Origin of the sequence: Gordonia aurantiaca, assembly GCF_039939235.1 — a bacterium.
GTDB lineage: Bacteria > Actinomycetota > Actinomycetes > Mycobacteriales > Mycobacteriaceae > Gordonia.
In genome coordinates this window covers 1-20,050 of record NZ_JBDUUF010000013.1, presented here as the reverse complement: position 1 = coordinate 20,050, position 20,050 = coordinate 1, and the positions used below count along the sequence as shown (strand labels likewise).

Annotated in this window: 20 protein-coding genes; 11 read left to right on the top strand and 9 right to left on the bottom strand. The window is 67.4% G+C overall.

Annotated elements, in window-relative coordinates; all coding sequences use genetic code 11:
• Positions 1 to 25 precede the first annotated feature (25 nt).
• Positions 26 to 301 carry a DUF7218 family protein gene (locus ABFT43_RS20175; RefSeq protein ID WP_347962064.1) on the bottom strand — a complete coding sequence of 92 codons (276 nt, stop codon included), beginning with the start codon at positions 299 to 301 and terminating at the stop codon, positions 26 to 28.
• A gap of 322 nt (positions 302 to 623) precedes the next feature.
• Here ABFT43_RS20175 and ABFT43_RS20170 point away from each other — a divergent pair, with 322 nt between their 5' ends.
• From ABFT43_RS20170 to ABFT43_RS20155, 4 genes are all read left to right on the top strand, one after another.
• Positions 624 to 1,712 carry an S-(hydroxymethyl)mycothiol dehydrogenase gene (locus tag ABFT43_RS20170; protein WP_347962063.1) on the top strand — a complete coding sequence of 363 codons (1,089 nt, stop codon included), beginning with the start codon at positions 624 to 626 and terminating at the stop codon, positions 1,710 to 1,712.
• Positions 1,712 to 2,338, top strand: coding sequence for an MBL fold metallo-hydrolase (locus tag ABFT43_RS20165; protein ID WP_347962062.1), 627 nt, complete (start codon positions 1,712 to 1,714; stop codon positions 2,336 to 2,338). Before ABFT43_RS20170 ends, ABFT43_RS20165 begins: the two co-directional genes overlap by 1 nt.
• 263 nt (positions 2,339 to 2,601) lie before the next feature.
• Positions 2,602 to 3,969 carry an MFS transporter gene (locus tag ABFT43_RS20160; RefSeq protein ID WP_347962061.1) on the top strand — a complete coding sequence of 456 codons (1,368 nt, stop codon included), beginning with the start codon at positions 2,602 to 2,604 and terminating at the stop codon, positions 3,967 to 3,969.
• Positions 3,970 to 4,062: 93 nt separating this feature from the next.
• Positions 4,063 to 5,580 (top strand): ATP-dependent DNA ligase, encoded by a 1,518-nt coding sequence (locus tag ABFT43_RS20155; RefSeq protein WP_347962060.1) that lies wholly within the window; start codon positions 4,063 to 4,065, stop codon positions 5,578 to 5,580.
• On the opposite strand, the gene ABFT43_RS20150 is transcribed toward ABFT43_RS20155, so the two are convergent.
• Complete coding sequence (locus ABFT43_RS20150; protein ID WP_347962059.1) at positions 5,569 to 6,264, bottom strand: response regulator transcription factor; 696 nt, start codon at positions 6,262 to 6,264, stop codon at positions 5,569 to 5,571. The genes ABFT43_RS20155 and ABFT43_RS20150 overlap by 12 nt on opposite strands.
• 418 nt (positions 6,265 to 6,682) lie before the next feature.
• Here ABFT43_RS20150 and ABFT43_RS20145 point away from each other — a divergent pair, with 418 nt between their 5' ends.
• Positions 6,683 to 7,297 carry an MspA family porin gene (locus ABFT43_RS20145; protein WP_347962058.1) on the top strand — a complete coding sequence of 205 codons (615 nt, stop codon included), beginning with the start codon at positions 6,683 to 6,685 and terminating at the stop codon, positions 7,295 to 7,297.
• Positions 7,298 to 7,489: 192 nt separating this feature from the next.
• On the opposite strand, the gene ABFT43_RS20140 is transcribed toward ABFT43_RS20145, so the two are convergent.
• Both ABFT43_RS20140 and ABFT43_RS20135 read right to left on the bottom strand, forming a co-directional pair.
• The gene (locus ABFT43_RS20140) at positions 7,490 to 8,356 is read right to left on the bottom strand and encodes an anti-sigma factor (protein WP_347962057.1); all 867 of its coding nucleotides are present in this window, start codon (positions 8,354 to 8,356) and stop codon (positions 7,490 to 7,492) included.
• Positions 8,357 to 8,528: 172 nt separating this feature from the next.
• On the bottom strand, positions 8,529 to 8,936 hold the full coding sequence (locus ABFT43_RS20135; RefSeq protein WP_347962056.1) for a YccF domain-containing protein: 408 nt from the start codon (positions 8,934 to 8,936) through the stop codon (positions 8,529 to 8,531).
• Positions 8,937 to 9,054: 118 nt separating this feature from the next.
• Here ABFT43_RS20135 and ABFT43_RS20130 point away from each other — a divergent pair, with 118 nt between their 5' ends.
• Complete coding sequence (locus tag ABFT43_RS20130) at positions 9,055 to 9,309, top strand: hypothetical protein (protein WP_347962055.1); 255 nt, start codon at positions 9,055 to 9,057, stop codon at positions 9,307 to 9,309.
• 7 nt (positions 9,310 to 9,316) lie between these two features.
• On the opposite strand, the gene ABFT43_RS20125 is transcribed toward ABFT43_RS20130, so the two are convergent.
• On the bottom strand, positions 9,317 to 9,877 hold the full coding sequence (locus ABFT43_RS20125; RefSeq protein ID WP_347962054.1) for a maleylpyruvate isomerase family mycothiol-dependent enzyme: 561 nt from the start codon (positions 9,875 to 9,877) through the stop codon (positions 9,317 to 9,319).
• 38 nt (positions 9,878 to 9,915) lie between these two features.
• Here ABFT43_RS20125 and ABFT43_RS20120 point away from each other — a divergent pair, with 38 nt between their 5' ends.
• The 5 genes from ABFT43_RS20120 to ABFT43_RS20100 all read left to right on the top strand — a co-directional run bounded on the left by ABFT43_RS20120 (position 9,916) and on the right by ABFT43_RS20100 (position 15,043).
• Positions 9,916 to 10,749, top strand: coding sequence for a helix-turn-helix domain-containing protein (locus ABFT43_RS20120; protein ID WP_347962053.1), 834 nt, complete (start codon positions 9,916 to 9,918; stop codon positions 10,747 to 10,749).
• A 102-nt stretch (positions 10,750 to 10,851) separates the two neighbouring features.
• Positions 10,852 to 12,159 (top strand): GAF domain-containing protein, encoded by a 1,308-nt coding sequence (locus ABFT43_RS20115; protein ID WP_347962052.1) that lies wholly within the window; start codon positions 10,852 to 10,854, stop codon positions 12,157 to 12,159.
• Between the two features lie 145 nt (positions 12,160 to 12,304).
• Positions 12,305 to 13,828, top strand: coding sequence for an aldehyde dehydrogenase (gene adh, locus ABFT43_RS20110; RefSeq protein WP_347962051.1), 1,524 nt, complete (start codon positions 12,305 to 12,307; stop codon positions 13,826 to 13,828).
• Positions 13,829 to 13,860: 32 nt separating this feature from the next.
• On the top strand, positions 13,861 to 14,283 hold the full coding sequence (locus tag ABFT43_RS20105) for a DUF779 domain-containing protein (protein ID WP_006901906.1): 423 nt from the start codon (positions 13,861 to 13,863) through the stop codon (positions 14,281 to 14,283).
• A 187-nt stretch (positions 14,284 to 14,470) separates the two neighbouring features.
• A complete protein-coding gene (locus ABFT43_RS20100) occupies positions 14,471 to 15,043 on the top strand; it encodes a hypothetical protein (protein ID WP_347962050.1) in 573 nt (190 codons plus the stop codon).
• Here the strand turns inward: ABFT43_RS20100 and ABFT43_RS20095 are convergent.
• The 4 genes from ABFT43_RS20095 to ABFT43_RS20080 all read right to left on the bottom strand — a co-directional run bounded on the left by ABFT43_RS20095 (position 15,006) and on the right by ABFT43_RS20080 (position 19,917).
• Entirely contained in the window at positions 15,006 to 15,359 is a 354-nt protein-coding gene (locus ABFT43_RS20095; protein ID WP_347962049.1) for a hypothetical protein, read from the bottom strand. The two genes, ABFT43_RS20100 and ABFT43_RS20095, sit on opposite strands and share 38 nt — an antisense overlap.
• 569 nt (positions 15,360 to 15,928) lie before the next feature.
• Positions 15,929 to 16,288, bottom strand: coding sequence for a hypothetical protein (locus ABFT43_RS20090; protein WP_347962048.1), 360 nt, complete (start codon positions 16,286 to 16,288; stop codon positions 15,929 to 15,931).
• Positions 16,289 to 16,369: 81 nt separating this feature from the next.
• Positions 16,370 to 17,962, bottom strand: a complete 1,593-nt coding sequence (locus ABFT43_RS20085) for a ParB/Srx family N-terminal domain-containing protein (RefSeq protein ID WP_347962047.1) — start codon at positions 17,960 to 17,962, stop codon at positions 16,370 to 16,372.
• A 1,679-nt stretch (positions 17,963 to 19,641) separates the two neighbouring features.
• Entirely contained in the window at positions 19,642 to 19,917 is a 276-nt protein-coding gene (locus ABFT43_RS20080) for a hypothetical protein (RefSeq protein ID WP_347962046.1), read from the bottom strand.
• Between the last annotated feature and the right edge of the window lie 133 nt (positions 19,918 to 20,050).

Below are 20,050 nucleotides of genomic sequence, written 5' to 3'. Positions count from 1 at the left end.
GCGGATGCGGGTCGGTGTTCCGACGTCAGTGGTTGCGCAGCTCCTCGATCAGCTCGTCCTTCTTCAGGTCCGAGTACCCGGTGATGCCGAGCTCCTTGGCCCGGTCCCTCAGCTCGTCGACGGTCCAGTCCTCGTACGAGCCGGACTTCCCGCCGCTGTGGCCCACGTCCGAACGGGAGCTGTTGGCAGCGGCGTTGGCGATGCGGGCGGACTTCTCCTTGGAGTTCCCCTCGTCGCGCAGCTTCTCGTAGAGCTCGTCGTCCTTGACCGAGGGTCCCGGGTCGCGCCTCTTCTCCGCCATGGCCGCCTCCTTGTGTGTTCGACGTCAACGGTTCACCGGGTGGGTGCCCGGTGATCGATGCTCCGAAACCCGCTCGCGCGCGGTCGACTCGTGCCTACGGTTGGCTCGGGTCCGTCGTGCCGGGTTACGCCGTGACCCTTGCTCGGCCGGGCTACGACCACCTGTGGTTGACATTGTTGACTACGAGTGGACCGCGGGTGGGACCAGAGATAAGGTTGTGGCGATGTGTCCGGCCCGACCGAATCGCCATGGGAGGGAGCGGCACCGGATCGGCCCACGCGAACAACGTGTCGCTACAACGCAGTTGCGGAAGGAACAACGCATGTCTCAGACGGTCAAGGGAGTCATCTCGCGCAGTAAGAAGGCGCCGACGGAGGTTGTCGACATCGTCATCCCCGACCCCGGACCCCGCGACGTGATCGTGGCGATCAAGGCCTGCGGCGTCTGCCACACCGACCTCGCCTACCGCGAGGGCGGCATCAACGACGAGTACCCCTTCCTGCTCGGTCACGAGGCCGCGGGCATCGTCGAGGCGGTCGGTTCCGATGTCACCCACGTGGAGGTCGGCGACTTCGTCATCCTCAACTGGCGCGCCGTCTGCGGCGAATGCCGCGCCTGTAAGCGTGGTCGTCCGTGGTACTGCTTCAACACCTTCAACGCGAGCGTCCCGATGACCCTCACCGACGGCACCGAGTTGACCCCGGCGCTGGGCATCGGCGCCTTCGCCGAGAAGACCCTCATCCACGAATTGCAGTGCACCAAGGTCAATCCCGAGACCGACCCGGCCGTCGCCGGCCTGCTCGGCTGTGGCGTGATGGCCGGTCTCGGCGCCGCCGTGAACACCGGCAACGTGAGCCGCGGTGACTCGGTCGCCGTCATCGGCTGCGGCGGCGTCGGCGACGCCGCGATCGCCGGTGCGAACCTGGCCGGCGCGACCAAGATCATCGCGATCGACCGTGACCCGGGCAAGCTCGAGTGGGCCAAGGACCTCGGCGCCACCCACACCATCAATGCCTCCGAGGTCGAGGACGTCGTCACCGCCGTCCAGGACCTCACCGACGGCAACGGCGCCGACGTCGTCATCGACGCGGTCGGTCGCCCGGAGACCTACAAGCAGGCCTTCTACGCCCGCGACCTCGCCGGCGTCGTCGTCCTCGTCGGTGTCCCGACCCCGGAGATGACCCTGGAGATGCCGCTCGTCGACTTCTTCTCGCGCGGCGGTGCCCTCAAGTCGTCCTGGTACGGCGACTGCCTGCCCGAACGCGACTTCCCGATGCTCATCGACCTCTACGAGCAGGGTCGCCTACCGCTCGACAAGTTCGTCACCGAACGCATCGGCATCAACGACGTGGAGGCCGCGTTCAAGGCGATGGAGGCCGGCAAGGTCCTGCGCTCGGTGGTGGTCCTCTGATGGCGGTACGCATCGACAACGTCGTCACCTCGGGCACCTTCAGCCTCGACGGCGGCACGTGGGACGTCGACAACAACGTCTGGCTGGTCGGTGACGACGACGAGGTCGTCATCATCGACGCCGCGCACTCGGCGAAGCCGATCCTCGAGGGCGTCGGCGACCGCACGGTGAAGGCGATCGTGCTGACCCACGGCCACAACGACCACGTCACCGTCGCGCCGGAGTTGTCGAAGGAGACCGGTGCGCCGATCTACCTGCACCCCGGCGACGACATGCTGTGGAACGACACCCACCCCGGCGTCGCGCACGAGGATCTCGAGGACGGACAGAAGATCGCCGTCGCCGGCACCGAACTGATTGTCATCAACACGCCCGGTCACTCGCCCGGGTCGTCGGTGATCCACCTGCCGGAGGCGGGCGTGCTGTTCTCCGGCGACACCCTGTTCCAGGGCGGCCCGGGTGCCACGGGACGCTCGTACTCGAGCTTCCCGACGATCATCGCCTCGATCAAGGAGAAGATCTTCACCCTCGATCCCGAGACCAAGGTCTACACCGGGCACGGCGACGGCACGACCATCGCGGCCGAGGCACCTCATCTCGAGGAGTGGATCAAGCGTGGCCACTGACCTTACGCGCTGACACCTCGGACAACCCGGCGCGGGCCGCCTCGGAGCGTCCGCGCCGGGTGGTCGGTTCCCCCGGGGCCGGCGGTGTCTCGCCTCTTCGGCGCGCGCGCCTGTCACGTTGTCCCGCAGATCATTTCCGGCACCGCGGGCACCGCCGTGCGTCGCGGTTCAATTCGCTTTGCGAACAAGCGTTTTCACAATCCGGTGACTTTCCTCGGGAATCGCTGTGATGTGACCTGCGACTCTGGCGTAACCTCGCACGAATGAGCGAGTCCGCGGTCCGCAACATCGACCACCCCGAGCAGCCACCGGTGCCCCGCAGCCGAATCGTCATCGCGTCGATGGTCGGTACGAGTATCGAGTTCTTCGATTTCTACATCTACGCGACCGCCGCTGTCCTGGTCTTCCCGACGCTGTTCTTCCCCAAGGGCGACGACACCGCCGCGCTGCTGTCGTCGTTCGCGACCTTCGGTCTCGCCTTCGTCGCTCGCCCGATCGGCTCGGTTCTGTTCGGGCACTTCGGAGATCGCATCGGACGCAAGGCGACGCTCGTCGGCTCACTGCTCACGATGGGTATCGCGACCTTCGTGATCGGCCTGCTCCCGACCTTCGACCAGGTCGGCTACCTGGCGCCCGCGCTGCTCGCGCTGATGCGGTTCTGCCAGGGCCTCGGACTCGGTGGAGAGTGGTCCGGCGCAGCACTTCTCGCGACCGAGACGGCCGAGAAGGGCAAACGCGCGTGGGCGGCGATGTGGCCGCAGCTCGGCGCCCCGATCGGATTCTTCTTCGCCAACGGCATGTTCCTGGCGCTGATCTACGCCCTGGACTTCGATGCCAAGACCTCGCCCGCCGATCACGCCTTCATGACCTGGGGATGGCGAATCCCGTTCCTGGCCAGCGCGATCATGGTCATCGTCGGTCTCTACGTGCGCCTGAAGCTCACCGAGACGCCGGTCTTCGCCAAGGCCGTGGAAGAGGGCAAGAAGGTCAAGGCCCCGCTCGCCGAGGTCGTCAGGTCCAGCTGGCGCATGCTGATCGCGGGCACGTTCATCATGGTCGCGACCTACACGCTCTTCTACATCGTGACCACCTGGATCGTCTCCTACGGCACCGGCAAGGTCACCGACGCGTCGGGTGAGAAGCTGTCGTTCAGCTACTCCGAGTTCCTGAAGCTGCAGATCGTCGCGGTTCTGTTCTTCGCGGTGTTCGTGGCGTTCTCGGGCCGCATGGCCGATCGCTACGGCCGCCGTTCGTTCCTCCTGGTGGTCACCGCGCTGATCATCGTCTTCGGCCTGTGTTTCTCGTGGATCCTCGCCCCGTCGTCGATGAACGACGGCGTCATGCTGCTCTTCCTGATCCTCGGCATGACCCTGATGGGCCTGACCTTCGGGCCGATGAGCGCGATCCTGCCCGAGCTGTTCCCGACCAACGTCCGTTACACCGGCTCGGGCATCGCCTACAACGTCTCGTCCATCATCGGTGCGGCGGTCGCCCCGTTCATCGCCACCTGGATCGTCGCCGACTACGGCGTCGGCTGGGTCGGTGTCTACCTCGCGATCGCCGCGTGCACGACGTTCATCGCACTGTTGAGCGTCCGCGAGACCAAGACGGTGGACCTCACCCGGATCTGACCGCCGACCCGTTCCCCGTGCGGCCCCCCGACACCACGCCGGTGTCGGGTCGGGGGCTGCTCGGTGTCGGGACCTGCGCGTACCGTCGGGTGCGTGAGACTGATCGACGTGGTCGCAACCTCGGCGGACGTGGCCCGCGACCGGTCGCGCACGCGCAAGACCGAGCTGCTCGCCGGTCTGCTGGCCGCGGCGGCCGACGACGAGCTCCCGATCATCGTCGCGTGGCTCTCGGGCGAGATCCCGCAGGGCCGGCTCGGCGTCGGATGGCGGTCGCTGTCGAAGCCGGTGTCACAACCGGCCGAGGCGCCCTCTCTGGAGGTGGCGGAGGTCGATGCCTCGTTCGGCGAGCTCGCCGCGGCGAGCGGACCCGGATCGACGAGGCGTCGCGCCGAGATCCTCGCCGCGACATTCGCCGCCGCCACCGAGCCAGAACAGCGGTTCCTGGTCGGTCTGCTCACCGGTGAGCTGCGGCAGGGCGCGCTGGCCGGGGTGATGGCCGACGCCATCGCGAAGGCCGCCAGGCAGCCGCTCACCGCCGTGCGGCGGGCGCACATGCTCACCGGATCGCTGCCCGTGACCGCCGCACTGGCCCGAGCGGGGGCCGACGCGCTCGGCGGAGTGGGACTCGAGGTCGGTCGCGCCGTCGAGCCGATGCTCGCGACACCCGCCGACAACCTCGACGCCGCGCTCGACCTCCTCGGCCCCGACCTCATCGTCGACTACAAACTCGACGGCGCCCGCATCCAGGTGCATCGCAATGGCGACGACATCGCGGTCTTCACCCGCACCTTGCGCGACGTCACCGCGAACGTGCCCGACCTCGTCGAGATCGTGGCGGGGCTTCCGTGCGATTCGGTCATCCTCGACGGCGAGACGCTCATGCTCGCCGACGACGGGCGGCCGCGTTCGTTCCAGGACACGATGAGCCGCTTCGGGTCCGGGCCCACCGCCGCCGGCGACGCCGAACGCCTGCTCAAACCGTTCTTCTTCGACTGCCTCCATCTCGACGGCGACGACCTCATCGACCGTCCGCTGAGCGACCGGCTCGCCGCGATCGACTCCATCGCCCCGCATCTTCGGATCCCCGCGATCACCCGGCCCACATCGGAGGAGGCGCGCCGGCACTTCGACGCCGCGCTCGCCGACGGCCACGAGGGCGTGATGGTCAAGTCGCTCGACGGCCACTACATCGCGGGTCGTCGTGGCAGGGCCTGGCAGAAGGTCAAACCGACGCACACCTTCGACCTCGTGGTGCTGGCCGCGGAGTGGGGGTCGGGCCGGCGTACCGGGTGGCTGTCGAATCTCCATCTGGGAGCACGGGATCCGCAGACCGGTGCGCCGATCATGGTCGGCAAGACGTTCAAGGGCCTCACCGACGAACTCCTGCAGTGGCAGACCGACGAGTTCCCGAAGCACGAGACCCATCGGGACCGCCACACCGTGTACCTCCGGCCCGAGATCGTCGTGGAGATCGAACTCGATGGCGCCCAACGCAGTTCGCGGTATCCCGGCGGTGTCGCGCTGCGGTTCGCCCGGGTGGTCCGGTACCGCCCCGACAAGACACCGGACCAGGCCGACACCATCGACGCGGTCCGCGCGCTACTGAAGTGACGCGTTGAGCCGGTAACCGTACCCGCGCACCGTCTCGATCAGGGACGGTCGCGACGGGTTGTTCTCGACCTTGTGCCTGAGCCGCTGGATCGTCGTGTCGACGACACGGGAGTCACACACGAAGTCCAAATTCCAGACGCGGCACAGCAGGTCTCTCCGTGAGATCGCCTGCCCCGGGCACGCGGCGAGCTCGAGGACGAGGCGCATCTCGGTGGGCGACAACGGCAGGACCCTGGCCCCCTTGCTGACCCGGTGCGCGGCACGGTCGATGACCAGGTCGCCGATGACCTGCACGAGGTCGGGCCCCGGCGACGTGTCGTCGCCGCGGCACCGCCGCACGACTGCCCGGATCCGGGCGTCGAGGATCTCCAGTGAGACGGGTTTGATGATGTAGTCGTCCGCGCCGGCCTCGAACCCGGCCACGACGGCGGCGTCGTCCACGCAACCGTTCACGATCATTATCGGGATCCCGCTGTGCCTGCGGATCGACCGACACATCGCCAAACCTTCTGGCGGGCACATCGGTTCGGCGTCGAGTAGCACCAGGTCGACTGCGGTCACCGCGGATCGCGGGTCATCGGAGACCTCGGTCTCGTGCCGGACGCGATGCCCCAGCTGTTCCAGCCCGTGTCGCAGAGTGTCGGCGGCCTCTCGGTCGCGGTTGATCGTCAGAATTCTTGCCACGCTGCATCACCCCATCCGAGGCGGCCTCCCCCCGAGACCGCCCAGACATGGTGGATGATCATATACGACCCTGCAGATCCTGCAGATCGGTGAACCGGAAGTGTGGGCAGCGACACGCGGCCGCGGCGCCGGAGGGCCCCGTATTCTGCGACAAACTTGTGACATTACGGCCCACACGGTCGCGTAGGGGCGTGAAACGTGCTGTTCGGCAAGGGTTTACGGGCTTGGCGGGGAACCGGACCCGGGCGGCGGAAGCTCCGCGGCGGGGTGGAAGCGAGCTGCTCGTTGTGGCACGCTCGGCGCGAACTCGAGTTCAGCTGACTGGATGCCGAATTCGTTGGGGGGAAATTTGAAGAAATCTGTTCGTGTCCGAACCGGTGCCGTGGTCACCGGTCTGACGGCCGCTGCCCTGATGGGTGTGACCGACGCATCGGCGCAGGTCACGCCACAGAATCCGGATGGCCCGGTGCGCGAGGTGCTGGGCACGTTGACCACGCCGGAGGGGGTGACGGCCACCGTCGGGTACTCGCGGGGCTGGGCCAAGCTGCAACCCTCACGTGCGGTCACGCCGTTCTCGAACCGGTTCACCGTGACCGGAAGCGGGTGGGCGCGCATCGCCGCGCTCGGTGCGGGTTCCGTGGACCGGGCGGAGGTGGAGACCGGGTACATCGTCGCGTGCCAGGTCGGCGTCGACGGTGCGAGCGTCGGGGCGGGAGCCCAGCTCGGTGCCATCGCCCTGGGCGCCTTCGGCGGACTCATCCCGGCGGGTGCCGCCGGACCCTTCGCCGTCGTCGGTGGTGACGTGTCGGTTCAGTTGTCGCCGGGCACGGCCAAGCGAATCCCGTTCGGCGTCAAGAGGATCGACAAGCCCAAGGTGGGGGAGACGTTCGGGGTGCGCTACCAGGGCGTGCAGATCGACGTCGACAAGTGCGGAGGGAACATCGACGCGGTCGCCTACACCCAGCTCACCACGGCCGACCGCAAGTTCGACGCGAGCAAGGCCATCTACGGGCAGGTCGTCCGGGTTCGCTGACCCGCCCGGCCCGCGGTGGCCGGTGCGTCGGGCGCCTCCCGGGTCCTCGTGTGAAGCCAGAGGATTCCGGGGGATCCGGGAGGGGCCTGCCGCACCCGCAGAATCGCGGGTCGAGACCGGATTCGCGAGTTACACGCATCCTGTCGGGCTTTGCGGGTGAACCCGCGACCCTGGAAGGGCCGGGGCTGAGGCTCAGCTGAGTGCCAGCTGGGCGACGGGTGCGCCGGTCGGCCGAGCCGAACCGCCCGGCGGCTCGACAGTGAACGCAAGGGCGTCAACGGAGTTGATCCCCGACAGCACGGCCGTGGTCACCGGTTCGACGTCCTCGGTCGACATCGTGCCCGCCGACCGTGCGCCACCGGGGCCGACGAGCCACATCTGGTACACCGTTCCGGGCTGGGGCGGCGGCACCGAGTTCATGACCAGCACAGCGGTGTCGGCCGACGCCGCGAGGTAGATCGTGGCGTTGCCGGTGGCGACGGGCACGCTCGTGGAGCGCAGGTCGTCGGCGGAGAAGACCCGCTCCGCCGGGGAGACCCTCGCGGTGGCCGCCGGGGGACCGGGCGCGTCGTCGGAGGCGGACAGTCCCGCCACCCACCCGAGGGAGCCGACCGCGAGCGCGGCGACCGCAGCTGCCGTGGCAAGCGCCATCCGCCGCGGCCGCGGTGCGCGCCGCACGGGACGAACCGGTGGATCGGCCGGCGTCGTCACCGATGTCGGCCGTGTGGGCTCGCCGGTCGACGCTCCGGCGTCCTGCCCGGCAACATCGGGGCGGGGGCCGCCGGGATCGGTGTCGTCCTGCCCTGCGTCCGCAGCGGCTGCCGCGAGCACCCGATCCCGCAGCGACGGCGGTGGCGATGTCGAGATCACCCCGCTGACCGCGGCCATCGCCTCCCGCGTGGCACGAACCTGTTCGGCGAACAGGTCGCGCACGTCCTCGTCGGCCGCCGCGACCCGGGTCCCGATGTCGCGGAGCTCGTCGGCCGACGCCGCGTCGAGTCCCACGATGGGGGCGAGTGCGAGCAGTTCGGCTGTTTCGGGATCGAGATGCTCAGCCATCACGTCCCTTCCGCCGTCGTCGTGCCGCGTTCACCTGGTGCCGCTGTCCTTCCTGCGGACAACCCGCGGCCGTGCCGGACGATGCCGGTGCTCTCACGCGCTGTCTCGATGCCGGTACTTCGGACCCGCGGCCCCGGTGGATGGCTCCCGGCGGGAACGCCGGGCCGACACGTCAGTACCGGACAGGAGCCGCGGCCGTCGCCGCCTGGTCGGTCGGCACGATCTCGGCGCCGAGGGGCAGCAACGAGATCGGGACCATCTTGAAGCTGGCGATGCCCAGCGGGATTCCGATGATCGTGATGCACAGGGCGATGCCCGTGGTGATGTGGCCGATCGCGAGCCACAGCCCGGCGACGACGATCCAGACGATGTTGCCGATCAGCGACGGCGTCCCGGCCGTCGGCCTGCGGACCACCGTGCGGCCGAACGGCCACAGCGCGTAGTTGGCCATCCGGAACGACGCGATGCCGAACGGGATGGTGATGATCAGGATGCAACAGATGATGCCCGCGACGACGTAACCGATCGCCATCCAGAGCCCGCACAGCAGCAGCCAGATGACGTTGAGGATGGTTTTCATCGATCCATTGTCGCGCGCCGGGACCGTGCTTGAGGGTGTGTGCGCAGTTACAGTGTGCGCACCTTTGTGACCAGCATCGACCTGGGAAACGTCCTGCTCACGCGCCTACGATGGTGTTGTGACGATTCAGTCGGAACGGACGCGAGAAGCAGTGTGGTCGGTGCTCACCACGCTGGTCCTCGTCGTGCGCGTGGTGGCGACGATCGCCCTCGTGCTCCTGGTCCTCGGATGGGCCGCCGCGGCCGTCCGCGACTCGATCTTCAACGACTACTTCTGGCCCGCCGTGGGCACCGGCGCGGGCCTGCTCGCGAGCACCTACGTCTACAGCCTGCTGCGCGTGCGATACCCACGGCGGAATGGGTGGATTCCCTGACTCGCGGTCAGGTGCGGCGCCCCAGCCGGGCCAGCACCGTCGTCTGCCGGTCGGCCCCCTCGGGGACCTCGATCCTCGTGCAGACCCCCTCGGCGTACAGCGCATCGCCGAATCCGTCTGCGCCGGCCGAGAGCTCGTCGAGCTCCTCGTCGCTGAAGCGGTGGACGACACCGGCCGCGGCCGCCACGTCCCAGCGGTGGGCGATCATGTCGAATCCGTAGAAGCGCACCAGCGTTTCGCCGATCGTCGTCGGACCGAAGTGTCCGTCGAAACGTCGTTCCCCGACCCCGGGATCGGCCAAGAGTGCGGCGACGGCCTCGCGGTGTGCCCGCCACGCGGCGACCGGATCGTCGCTCGACGGCGCGAGGCCGAGGTCGAGGTCATGGTGCGCGAAGAACTCGCGCTGGCTCTCGATGACATGGGTGACGACGTCGCGCGCGGTCCAGCCCTCGCACGGCGACGCGTTGTCCCAGGCATCGGCGGGGAAGGTCTCGAGCACCGCGGAGAAGCCGTCGGCGTAGGAGTCGTACCGGTCGAGCAGTGGTGTGTTGTCGGTTCTGGTGGTCATGATGAGAAGTCAACCGCCGCAACACGGGATGGGGATTGATGAAACCCGACAATCCGGGACACACGCGCGTCGACGACGTCGAACGCGCCCATCTCGTCGACCCGCGCGACGCCACCTACCGCATCGGCCGGTGGGGGCCGTCCCCCGACCTCGCAGAGCTGATCCGCCGGTTCTGGGTACCGGTCTGGTCGGTCCCGCCGGGCGCGGAGGCCCCGCAGCGGGTGCTGCAGTACCCGGTCTGCCTGATCGTCGTCACCGACGCCTACGCCCGCTTCTACGGTGTGGCCACCGGCCTGTCGGAGACCGTGCTCACCGGAGACGGATGGGGCGTCGGGGTCATGCTCACGCCGGGCACGGGCGGATTGCTGGTCGGTGACGTCAGTCGCTTCACGGACCGGTACGACGAGCTGTCGGACGTGTTCGGCGAGTCCGGCGCCGACGTCGTCGAGCGGGTCCGCGCGGAGATGGCGCGCAACCCCCATGAAGATCCGGCGCAGCGCGCGGCCACCGACGTCGTGGAGGACTGGCTGCGCGGTTACCTGCCGATGGACGACGAGGGACGTCTCGTCAACGACATCGTCGAGTGGGTCGAACACGAGTCGTCGGTCACTGCGGTCGCGCAGATCTGCGAGCGGTTCCACCTCACCGAACGCAGCCTGCAACGGCTCACCCGGCGTCGGCTCGGCCTGACCCCGAAATGGCTGATCCAGCGGCGCCGGCTCCATGAGGCGGCCGAACGGCTCCGGGAGCCCGGGGAAACGCTCGCGGTCCTCGCCGCGGAACTCGGCTACGCCGACGAGGCGCACTTCGTCCGCGACTTCAAAGCGGTCACCGGGATGACCCCGAGGGAGTTCTCCGCCCGCTTCGTCTAGGGACCTCGCTATCCTTCCCGCATCACCCTGATCCGGCGAATGTTGCCCGGATCACATCATGGCGGGCAGAATCGTCCCCATATGAAGAGCGACGGAGGGCGCATGACGGACGCGACGGCGGTGGCGACGCGCATCCGTCGTGCGTATGAGGAGTTCTTGTCGGGGAACATGCCTCCCGCCGACGCCGTCCGGTCGATCGTCCGCGAATCCTGGGCGAGGTCGCTCAAGCGCGGGGTGGACCCCACCGACGTGCACCAGGTCGACGAACTGCCGTCCGGCCTCACCGTCCCCGCGATGTCGGCCGAGGAGTTCGCCGAGTACCGGGCGGCGCATCCGATCACCGCGGTCCGGCCGCTGGTGCAGTCGCTGATGGTCGACGCGATCGCCGACACCGGCGTGGTCGTCGCCCTCACCGACCAGGTCGGGCGGCTGCTGTGGGTGGAGGGCGACTCCGCCGCGCGCGACAAGGCCGGCAACATCAACTTCGTCGAGGGCTCGGTCTGGGCCGAGGAGGTCGTCGGCACCAACGCGCCGGGCCTCGCGCTCGCCGTCGACCGCGGGGTGCAGGTCGTCGGACCCGAACACTTCGCCGGACCCGTGCAGGAGTGGTCGTGCGCGGCGGCCCCGGTGCACGACCCGTTCACCGGCCACGTCATCGGGGTCATCGACGTGACCGGCGGCCGTGAGGTGGCCGCGCCGTTCGCGCTCGCCGCCGTGCGATCTGTCGTCGCCGCCGTTGAACGTGAATTGCATTCGGGTGCGGTCGATCTCGCCGACCCGTCGGTCTTTGCGCCCGGTGGTTCGCGGACGAGCGCCGCGCATGTCACGGTTCTCGGCGACGGCCCGCACCGGTGGCGCCGCACCGCCGACCCGACGAGTGCACGCACACTCTCCCCGCGTCACGCCGAGATCCTGGTCCTGCTGCAGGCGTTCCCGGAGGGACTCAACACCGAACAGCTCGCGCTCAAGCTGGCCGAGGACGGGCTCGACCCGGTGAGCGTGCGGGCCGAGATCTCGCGGCTGCGGCGCGACCTCGGCGCCGACGTCCTCGCCAGCCGGCCCTATCGCCTCACCCTCGACGTGTCGTCGGACCTGGAGGACCTGCGGACACGCATCGAATCCGGCACCGACCTGGCGAGCGTGGTCGACGACCTGGGCCGCGGCGGGCTCCTGGCCGAGTCGACCGCCCCGGGCATCGTGGAGATCTTCGAGGAGCTGCGCGAGGACCTGCGGTCGCGGCTGATCGCCTCCGGTGATGTGGCGGCATTACGGAAGTGGACGTCGTCGGTGCATGGTCGCGACGACCTCGTCGCCTGGCGCCGGCTGGAGCATCGCCTCCCGGTCGGACACCCCGACCGCCCCCTCGCCGGAGGTCGCATCAGGTTGCTCGACAAGCGCTACGGGCTCTGAAAGGCCCAGGTCATCGCGCGTTGCATTCGTTGCAACCCTTGTGCAACGAATGCACTCCTACTGTGTGCAGCAGATCACATCGGAACGCCAGGGTGTCCGGTGTGACATGTACAGGCGGCCCCCGAGGCCCCACAGAGGAGTGACCATGACCGTCTACGCAAAGCCGGGTGCCGATGGCTCGGTGATGAGCTACGAGTCGCGCTACGACAACTGGATCGGCGGCCAGTGGACCCCGCCGGTGAAGGGTCAGTACTTCGAGAACACCTCGCCGGTCGACGGCAAGGTCTTCTGCGAGGTCGCGCGATCGACCGCAGAGGACATCGACCTCGCCCTCGACGCCGCCCACAAGGCCGCACCCGCCTGGGGCAAGACCTCCGTCGCCGAGCGCTCCCTCGCGCTGCTGCGCATCGCCGACCGCATGGAGGAGAACCTCGAGAAGCTCGCCGTCGCCGAGACCTGGGACAACGGCAAGGCCGTCCGCGAGACCCTCGCCGCCGACATCCCCCTCGCGATCGACCACTTCCGCTACTTCGCGGGTGCGCTGCGTGCGCAGGAGGGCTCGATCTCCGAGATCGACGAGGACACCGTCGCCTACCACTTCCACGAGCCGCTCGGCGTCGTCGGCCAGATCATCCCGTGGAACTTCCCGATCCTGATGGCCGTCTGGAAGCTGGCCCCGGCCCTCGCCGCCGGCAACGCGGTGGTCCTCAAGCCGGCCGAGCAGACCCCGGCGTCGATCCTCTACCTGGTCAGCCTGATCAGCGACCTGCTGCCCGCGGGTGTCCTCAACGTCGTCAACGGCTTCGGCGTCGAGGCGGGCAAGCCGCTCGCCTCGAGCAACCGCATCCGCAAGATCGCGTTCACCGGTGAGACCACCACCGGCCGCCTGATCATGCAGTACGCGTCGGAGAACCTCATCCCGGTCACCCTCGAGCTCGGCGGCAAGAGCCCGAACATCTTCTTCAACGACGTCATGGCGGCCGACGACGGCTTCCTCGACCGTGCGCTGGAGGGCTTCTCGATGTTCGCGCTCAACCAGGGCGAGGTGTGCACCTGTCCGAGCCGCGCGCTGATCCAGCAGGACATCTACGACGAGTTCATCGCCAAGGCCGTCGACCGCGTCTCGAAAATCAAGCAGGGCAACCCGCTCGACACCGACACCATGATGGGTGCCCAGGCGTCGAACGACCAGTTCGAGAAGATCTCGTCCTACCTGGCCATCGGGAAGGAGGAGGGCGCCGAGGTCCTCATCGGCGGCGAACCGGCCGATCTCGGCGGCGACCTGTCCGGCGGCTACTACATCAAGCCGACGGTGTTCCAGGGCAGCAACAAGATGCGCATCTTCCAGGAGGAGATCTTCGGCCCGGTCCTCGCGGTCACCACCTTCAAGGACTTCGCCGACGCGATGCACATCGCCAACGACACCCTATACGGCCTCGGTGCCGGCGTGTGGAGCCGCGACGGCTCGACCGCCTACCGCGCCGGTCGTGAGATCCAGGCCGGTCGTGTGTGGACCAACACCTACCACGACTACCCGGCTCACGCGGCCTTCGGCGGCTACAAGCAGTCCGGCATCGGCCGCGAGACCCACCTGATGATGCTCGAGCACTACCAGCAGACCAAGAACCTCCTGGTCGGCTACGCTCAGAACGCGAAGGGCTTCTTCTGAGCCACTCATCAAGTCACAGAAGGTGATTGAGAATGACCACCGAACGCAACGCCGTTGATCGGGTGGTCGCCACAGACGCCGCCGTGCAGCTCCTGACCAAATTGTCGGAGCTGCACGGCGGACTCATGATCCACCAGTCCGGTGGATGCTGTGACGGCTCGGCCCCCATGTGTTACCCCGTGGGGGACTACCGGGTCGGCCAACGCGACGTCCTCGTCGGCGAGATCGAGCTGCCGGAACCACTTCCGGCGGTCCGCGTCTGGATCAACGGCGACCAGTTCGAGCTGTGGAAGCACACGCAGTTGATCCTCGACGTCGTGAAGGGCCGGGGTGCCGGGTTCAGCCTCGAAGCGCCCGAGGGCGTGCGGTTCCTGTCCCGGTCCCGCGTGTTCGACGAGCAGGAAAATGCCTGGTTGGACGCTTGTCCGCCACGGCGGGGTGCGGATATAGAGTGATTAACCCCCCATTTCTGGGGACAGATCCATCACTTTACGAAGTGATGGATCTGTCCCTTTTTTGATGTGTTATTGCAGATAGTGCACGGTTGCTACTTGCGGCACGCGCGGGTGATACGAAGCTATTTCCTCTGTTACGTTCGCTGAAGCCCGACGAATTGAATACCAGACGACACCATCAGCCGAAATGAATGTGGAGGCAGGACTTCGTATGAATCGAAATACCATTCGCGTGACCACCGTTGGAGCCGCGCTGGGAGTGGCAGCGATCTTCGCACCGGCGGCCGCCTCTGCGGCACCGGGGGACTGGGTGTCGCCGACGAACTGCGCCAAGGTGGCGACCCCTTCGAACCCTGCCGGCTGGGGAAGTACCTTCCCGGATGAGGCGGGTCGGGCCGGCGAGATCGTCACGACCACTGTCGTGGACGACGACGGCTCGCTCGATTTCAACACGACCGAAGAGTTGAAGAGGAAGGCGTCTTATCACGAGGCAGGCGGACTCCCGCTCGCCGAACTGGTCGACAAGAAGGGGGCGACCGTCGGCTCACCTTCCAGAAGTCTGAAGGCCAGGCCAGGGATCTCGGTGGGCCAGTTCACGATTGCCGAGACGATCGCCTTGGCGGCGAGTTCGGGCTGTAGCTCGACGTTCGTGGAGTCGATGGGGTCGGTGGTGGCAAGGCTTTCGCGCATCGCCTCACGCGACTGGGCGACGGGCTGCCCGGTCAGTATCCGGTTGGCGCTGACGGGGCTCTCGCGGTAGTCGCCGCTGGTTCCGGTGTCGCCGGTGATGAGGTCACGGTAGGGGGCGGGCTGGTCGCAGAGTCTCCCCAGTTGGCCCAGTCGAAGTCGCGGTTGGTGTCGGGGTAGTCGGCGATGGTGACGTGGATGGCGAGGTCGACGGCGGCGAAGTAGATGGTGGTGGTGATGCGGCCGGCCTTGAGTGCGCCGTCGCCGATGCGGGAGAGCGGGTCGACCGGGGTTTCGGGTTCGCTGGCGAGGTAGTCGGCGGCTTCCCAGAGCAGGGCGGCGACGGTGCCGTCGATCAGGGCGCTGTGGGAGTGGGGGGTGTACTGCATGAGCGGGTCCTTTCGTCTGTGTCCGCTGGTTGCGGACGTCGAAGGACGTGGGGGACCGGTCGGGGTGGGCTGTCAACCCCGAAGAGTCCAGGCGCGCGCCGGACACCAATTTCGGTGCGAGCGAAGCGAGTACGGGTATCGAAATTGGTGGGAGCGCACGGGCGTAGCGCAGCGGAGAACGTGCGGTAGCCGCCTGGCGTGGGTTGACAGGTCGGGTCCCGGGCCGGTCAGGCTTGGTCGACGTGCGCGCGTATTAGGTGACCACCCACCCAACTGGGAACCTCCCGGTCCGGCGGCGTAGCGCAGCGGAGCCGACGGACCGGACAACAGAGCACGGCCCGCACCGGGCCGTTCCGATGCCCTGCCCGATACCGCCCGGCCTCCCTGGTACCGCCCGGCCTCCCTGGCGGGTGACCGGGCGGCCATCCTGAGGTGACCGGCGGGACCTGGTCCCAGCTCTCCTTCTCAACACCGGGGGCCACTCTTGCTGTCTGCGGGGCGACGATCAGGGCGGCGACCTACGGCTCGCCTCGTGCGGGTCTGTTGCGGCTATCGGGGGGGGGCGTTGGCTAGCTGATCTGCTGGCAGGTGCGGCATTCCCATCGGCCGGCGATCTTGGTGCAGGTGCGACGTTCTTCGCACAGCCAGCACATCTGGTTCGGCTTCGGTATCTCGCCCGCTTCTGAGGCTTGGTTGCGAGCGTAGCGGCGGCGCTCTGGGTCGGGATCGACCAGGAGTCGGGCTTTGTAGGCGGCGAGCGTGTCGGCGTCGCGCTCGTGCTGTTGGTGCGCGGTCAGGGGAGTTCCGCCAGGGCGGTGGTGCAGCATGTCGCCGAAGATGGTGCGGCATTCGCTGCAGGGATGGCCTTGGGTGGCGACGAGATTGATGCATCCAGGTAGAACGCAGCGGGGGAACAGTTCGAGAGTCATGGTTTGTCCGTCATGCAGGTGGTGGTCGGGTGAGTGGGGCAGTGGGAGGGGCCCCCGGGGTGGCCTCCCACACCGGGCTGGTCAGTCGAGCGGCAGGTCCTCGGCGTTCTTGTCGCCGGTGATGACTTCCTCGACGTCGGAGAGCGTGTAGTTCAGAACGTCGGCGAGGAAACGCAGGTAGTCGGCGCGGGCGCGGACGTAGCTGCCGTCGTAGTCGCGGTCCTGGGCATGTCGCCAGGCGTCCTTCCACATGTGCGCTTCGCGGGCTGCAAGCGCGATCCCGAGGCCGATGATCTGTGCCCGGTCGGCGGTGGCGGCCTGGTCGAGCAGTTCGGCGGGATCGCCGCCGAGGATGGTGGTCGCGATCCGCTTGGCGTCACCCTGCATGCTCATTGCTCCGAACATCTCGTGGTGGGCGTGCATCGACGTTGCGATGAACTTGGCGACCTTCGGGCCGCTGCCCTTGGGGAGGGTCTTGCGGGCGAGCCAGGCGGTCAGCTTCTCGATGCGGACCTCGCGGGCGGCAACACTGGCAGCGTTGAGGATTCGGACGCGGCGGCGTTCCTGCTTCTGCGCCTCCTTCTCGGCCTCGCTGACCTCGTCACTGCTCGCCGGGGTGCCAGGAGCGACACCGTAGACACCGTAAGGGCGCGGCTTGTATCCCAGTTCCTCGTAATCGGTCACCCACCACTGGGTTTCGACGGTGCGGGTGACGCGGTGGATGAGGGTGCGGGGGTCGAGGTATCCCTCTGCGGGCTGCACATCGGCGGGGCTGTCGTCGCCGTCCTCTATGAGTTCGAGGATCTCGAAGTCGATGAGGTTTTCGTCGACCTCGTTGCCGTCGGCGTCGACCCACGATTCGCCCTCGACGTCAGCGGAGACGTAGGCGATGCGATGGTCGACCGGGACGGCCGCGATGTCGACGGGATCACCGGATTCGGTCACCAGCAGCTCGAGGCGAGCCTGGCCGTTCTGGGCGGCGGGCCAGCGGGTGACGGCCTTGATGCCTTCGGCTTTGTAGGCGGCGACCTGGGCCAGCAGCTCAGCGCGCTCGTCGGCGCTGCGCTCTAGCTGCTTGGCCTGGTGGTCGAACCGACCCCGGTAGGCGGCTTCCAGCAGCCACCGCTGTGCTTCGGGGTCATGGTCGTAGGCGGCGATCACTGCCGACTGTTCCAGGGTCAGTTCGGCTCCCCGCTCGATCAGATTGAGAGTGGTGGCCGACTTCGCGACGGCAAGGGTCTGGTCTACCTCCTTCTTGCTGCTGCGGGTGGCCTTGGCGATCCGGGTCGCTGACATGCCGGCCAGCGCGAGCTGTTCGATCGCTGCAACCCGGTCGCGCTCACGCAGCTCTTCTCGCTGGAAGCTGGTCAGCTGGTCGAGGATTCGGTCGATGGTCATGGCCTTGTCGTCGGCGTCGGTGGCGACAGGAACGACGTAGACCGGGACGCTGGGCAGCTCGGTCTGTCGGGCGGCGAGAGTGCGGCGCTGGCCGTCGCGGACGCGAACCTCTCCGTCGATCTCGACCGCGAGGATCGGCTGGCGGACTCCGTCTCGAACTGACTCGAGGAACTCAGGCGTGAGGGTGGCTTCGGCCTCGGTGCGAATGTTGGCGTCGATGACCAGGCTTGCCGGGTCGAGGTGGCGCAACTCCCCGGCGACAATCGTGCGCTGCATGGTGGGTGCCTTCCTGGGTGGTCGGCCCTGGCGGGCCGGTGCTTTGCTTGACACCTGCCATCTCTTTGCCGGCGGGAGGTCGGTGCAAGGGTGTTTACAGCGAAAAAGTCATCCGGGCCGTAGGCCTGAAACCCGTAGGGCGGATTAGTTTTTCGCGGCCCTTGCGGCGTGCCGACCAGAGGTAAGAGAATGGAAGGGGTCAGCAAAGCAGGCCCTTGAATGCAGCGCGGGCGTAGCCCGCTTCCGATTAGGTGACAGCGCAGCTGGCAGTCGATGCCGGCGGCCGCCGGCACCGATCCGGTCGGCGCCTGTTCTCAGAGTGGTTCGTCGAGCGGAAGTGGAACCGGGAACCAGGGCCGATGAAGGAAGACGGTGCACCTGACGACCTGCAGATGGGCGTGGTCACCGGGTACTGCAAGACTGGCTCGGAAGCAGGCGAGGGTAAATGCGAGGACTGGACAACGGGTTGCCGTGAACGCTGGGAGTGGATGAGGTGGATCAACAGACTGGTGAGTCGAATGAGGCTGTGCTTGAGCTGGAGCGTTTCCTTCTCGCTGCCACCTCCGCACCGCCCGCGGTGCCTTCATCTGCCCCACCTGGCAAGCCAGGGTGGTATTCCGCGCCGCCTGGCGCGGGACACCCCTGGAGCAATATGCACGATGTCACCGTTACTGCGGTCCCGGGTGGAGTAGTCGTCACAACTCGATGGGATCAGGAATCGGAACTATTCGTGATCCCCCTGGGAAGCTCAAACATGATCGCCCAGTATGAACTCGACCGCTGGATCACGATGCTCGAACTCCATCTCGACCGCCCCAGTTGGCGTGACCGGGCCATTCGCATCGGCACAGACACGCGTCTTGTAGTCATCCCTAGCGGCTCCTCTTAGCCTCGATCCACTTCCGATTAGGTGACAGCGCAGCTGGCAGTCGATGCCGGCGGCCGCCGGCACCTCACACCCGGATCGACTGTCACTGTCCAGCGTGACCCGGCCACACCGGACGCAACCCAGCAGACCGGGGTGACTGTGCCGGGAACAAAGGGGGCCGTTTTCCCTTGGTTGCTGTCGGTCTAGTTGTCTACGGTCGATACAAGACCCGTTGCGATGGATCTTTTCTCAGCTGTTGCGACGAAGACTCGGCACCGATCCGGTCGGCGCCTGTTCTCAGAGTGGTTCGTCGAGCGGAAGTGGGGGAGTTGATGATTGAACCGAATCAGGCGATGCGGACTCTGGCGGCGCCAAAGTCGCTGTGCCCGCGGACGTTGCTGCGCAGGATGGTGCAGCGCCTGTTAGACGCTTCGCGCCTCGAGGGGCTGTCGCCGGAGACGGCCTTCGAGCTCGCTGAGGCGGCGCGGGTGGTTAATCTGGCTGACCCCCGGTTCCACGGAGGGACAGAGGGAATGGCGCCTGCAGAGGTTGCAGCGGACATCGCTGCAGCCCTGGGCGTCAGTTGCTACACGATCGGCACCGCTCAGATCAGAGCGTATGTGGAGTCGGTGCAGTCGGTGATGCAGCGACGGGCTGCTGTACTGCGGACGGTGGCTCGGACGGCCGACGTCAGGGGTGCGTAGCTATGAGCTCACGACTGCCGACCGCCCGGCGAGCACTACTGCTGATGTGACAATCGCTGTGTCCGACGATTGGCGTCGGACACAGCGATTGCAGTGGTCAGATACAGTCAGCGGCCCTTGGGCTGCTCTTTGAGAAGCATGGTGCCGATCGGCACACCGAAGTTGTACGTCGTGCCGACATAGCCGTTCTTGGTCCGGTGATACTCCGTCCGGTAGTACCACTCAACGGCCGGATGCGACGAGTAGCTGGCTACGCCACCGTCTTTCGTCGGCCGGATCGAATACTGGTAAACGTTCTTCGGCCCGATGCCGTAGTAGTCCTGCTGGTAGGTGTTTCCGATGACCCGAGCGTTGGACTCGGGTGTCGGCACGACGCCGTACATGAGGAGCTGGTGGGCGTGAGGAACGAACTGGTGACAGGTTCGGTTTAGGCCGCGAGTGTGAGCGGCTCGGCTAGCTTGGCTTCGAACTCGATGGGCGTCAAGCCGCCGAGGGTGTCCTGGGCGCGCTGGCGGT

Excerpts from the sequence above, each read along its gene's own strand:
- ABFT43_RS20120 (WP_347962053.1), top strand. The coding sequence starts at position 9,916 with ATGAAACCCGACAATCCGGGACACACGCGCGTCGACGACGTCGAACGC.
- ABFT43_RS20105 (WP_006901906.1), top strand. The coding sequence starts at position 13,861 with ATGACCACCGAACGCAACGCCGTTGATCGGGTGGTCGCCACAGACGCC.
- ABFT43_RS20170 (WP_347962063.1), top strand. The coding sequence starts at position 624 with ATGTCTCAGACGGTCAAGGGAGTCATCTCGCGCAGTAAGAAGGCGCCG.
- adh (WP_347962051.1), top strand. The coding sequence starts at position 12,305 with ATGACCGTCTACGCAAAGCCGGGTGCCGATGGCTCGGTGATGAGCTAC.
- ABFT43_RS20080 (WP_347962046.1), bottom strand. The coding sequence starts at position 19,917 with ATGTACGGCGTCGTGCCGACACCCGAGTCCAACGCTCGGGTCATCGGA.
- ABFT43_RS20160 (WP_347962061.1), top strand. The coding sequence starts at position 2,602 with ATGAGCGAGTCCGCGGTCCGCAACATCGACCACCCCGAGCAGCCACCG.
- ABFT43_RS20115 (WP_347962052.1), top strand. The coding sequence starts at position 10,852 with ATGACGGACGCGACGGCGGTGGCGACGCGCATCCGTCGTGCGTATGAG.
- ABFT43_RS20085 (WP_347962047.1), bottom strand. The coding sequence starts at position 17,962 with ATGCAGCGCACGATTGTCGCCGGGGAGTTGCGCCACCTCGACCCGGCA.
- ABFT43_RS20175 (WP_347962064.1), bottom strand. The coding sequence starts at position 301 with ATGGCGGAGAAGAGGCGCGACCCGGGACCCTCGGTCAAGGACGACGAG.
- ABFT43_RS20125 (WP_347962054.1), bottom strand. The coding sequence starts at position 9,877 with ATGACCACCAGAACCGACAACACACCACTGCTCGACCGGTACGACTCC.
- ABFT43_RS20095 (WP_347962049.1), bottom strand. The coding sequence starts at position 15,359 with ATGCAGTACACCCCCCACTCCCACAGCGCCCTGATCGACGGCACCGTC.
- ABFT43_RS20135 (WP_347962056.1), bottom strand. The coding sequence starts at position 8,936 with ATGAAAACCATCCTCAACGTCATCTGGCTGCTGCTGTGCGGGCTCTGG.
- ABFT43_RS20165 (WP_347962062.1), top strand. The coding sequence starts at position 1,712 with ATGGCGGTACGCATCGACAACGTCGTCACCTCGGGCACCTTCAGCCTC.
- ABFT43_RS20100 (WP_347962050.1), top strand. The coding sequence starts at position 14,471 with ATGAATGTGGAGGCAGGACTTCGTATGAATCGAAATACCATTCGCGTG.
- ABFT43_RS20090 (WP_347962048.1), bottom strand. The coding sequence starts at position 16,288 with ATGACTCTCGAACTGTTCCCCCGCTGCGTTCTACCTGGATGCATCAAT.
- ABFT43_RS20140 (WP_347962057.1), bottom strand. The coding sequence starts at position 8,356 with ATGGCTGAGCATCTCGATCCCGAAACAGCCGAACTGCTCGCACTCGCC.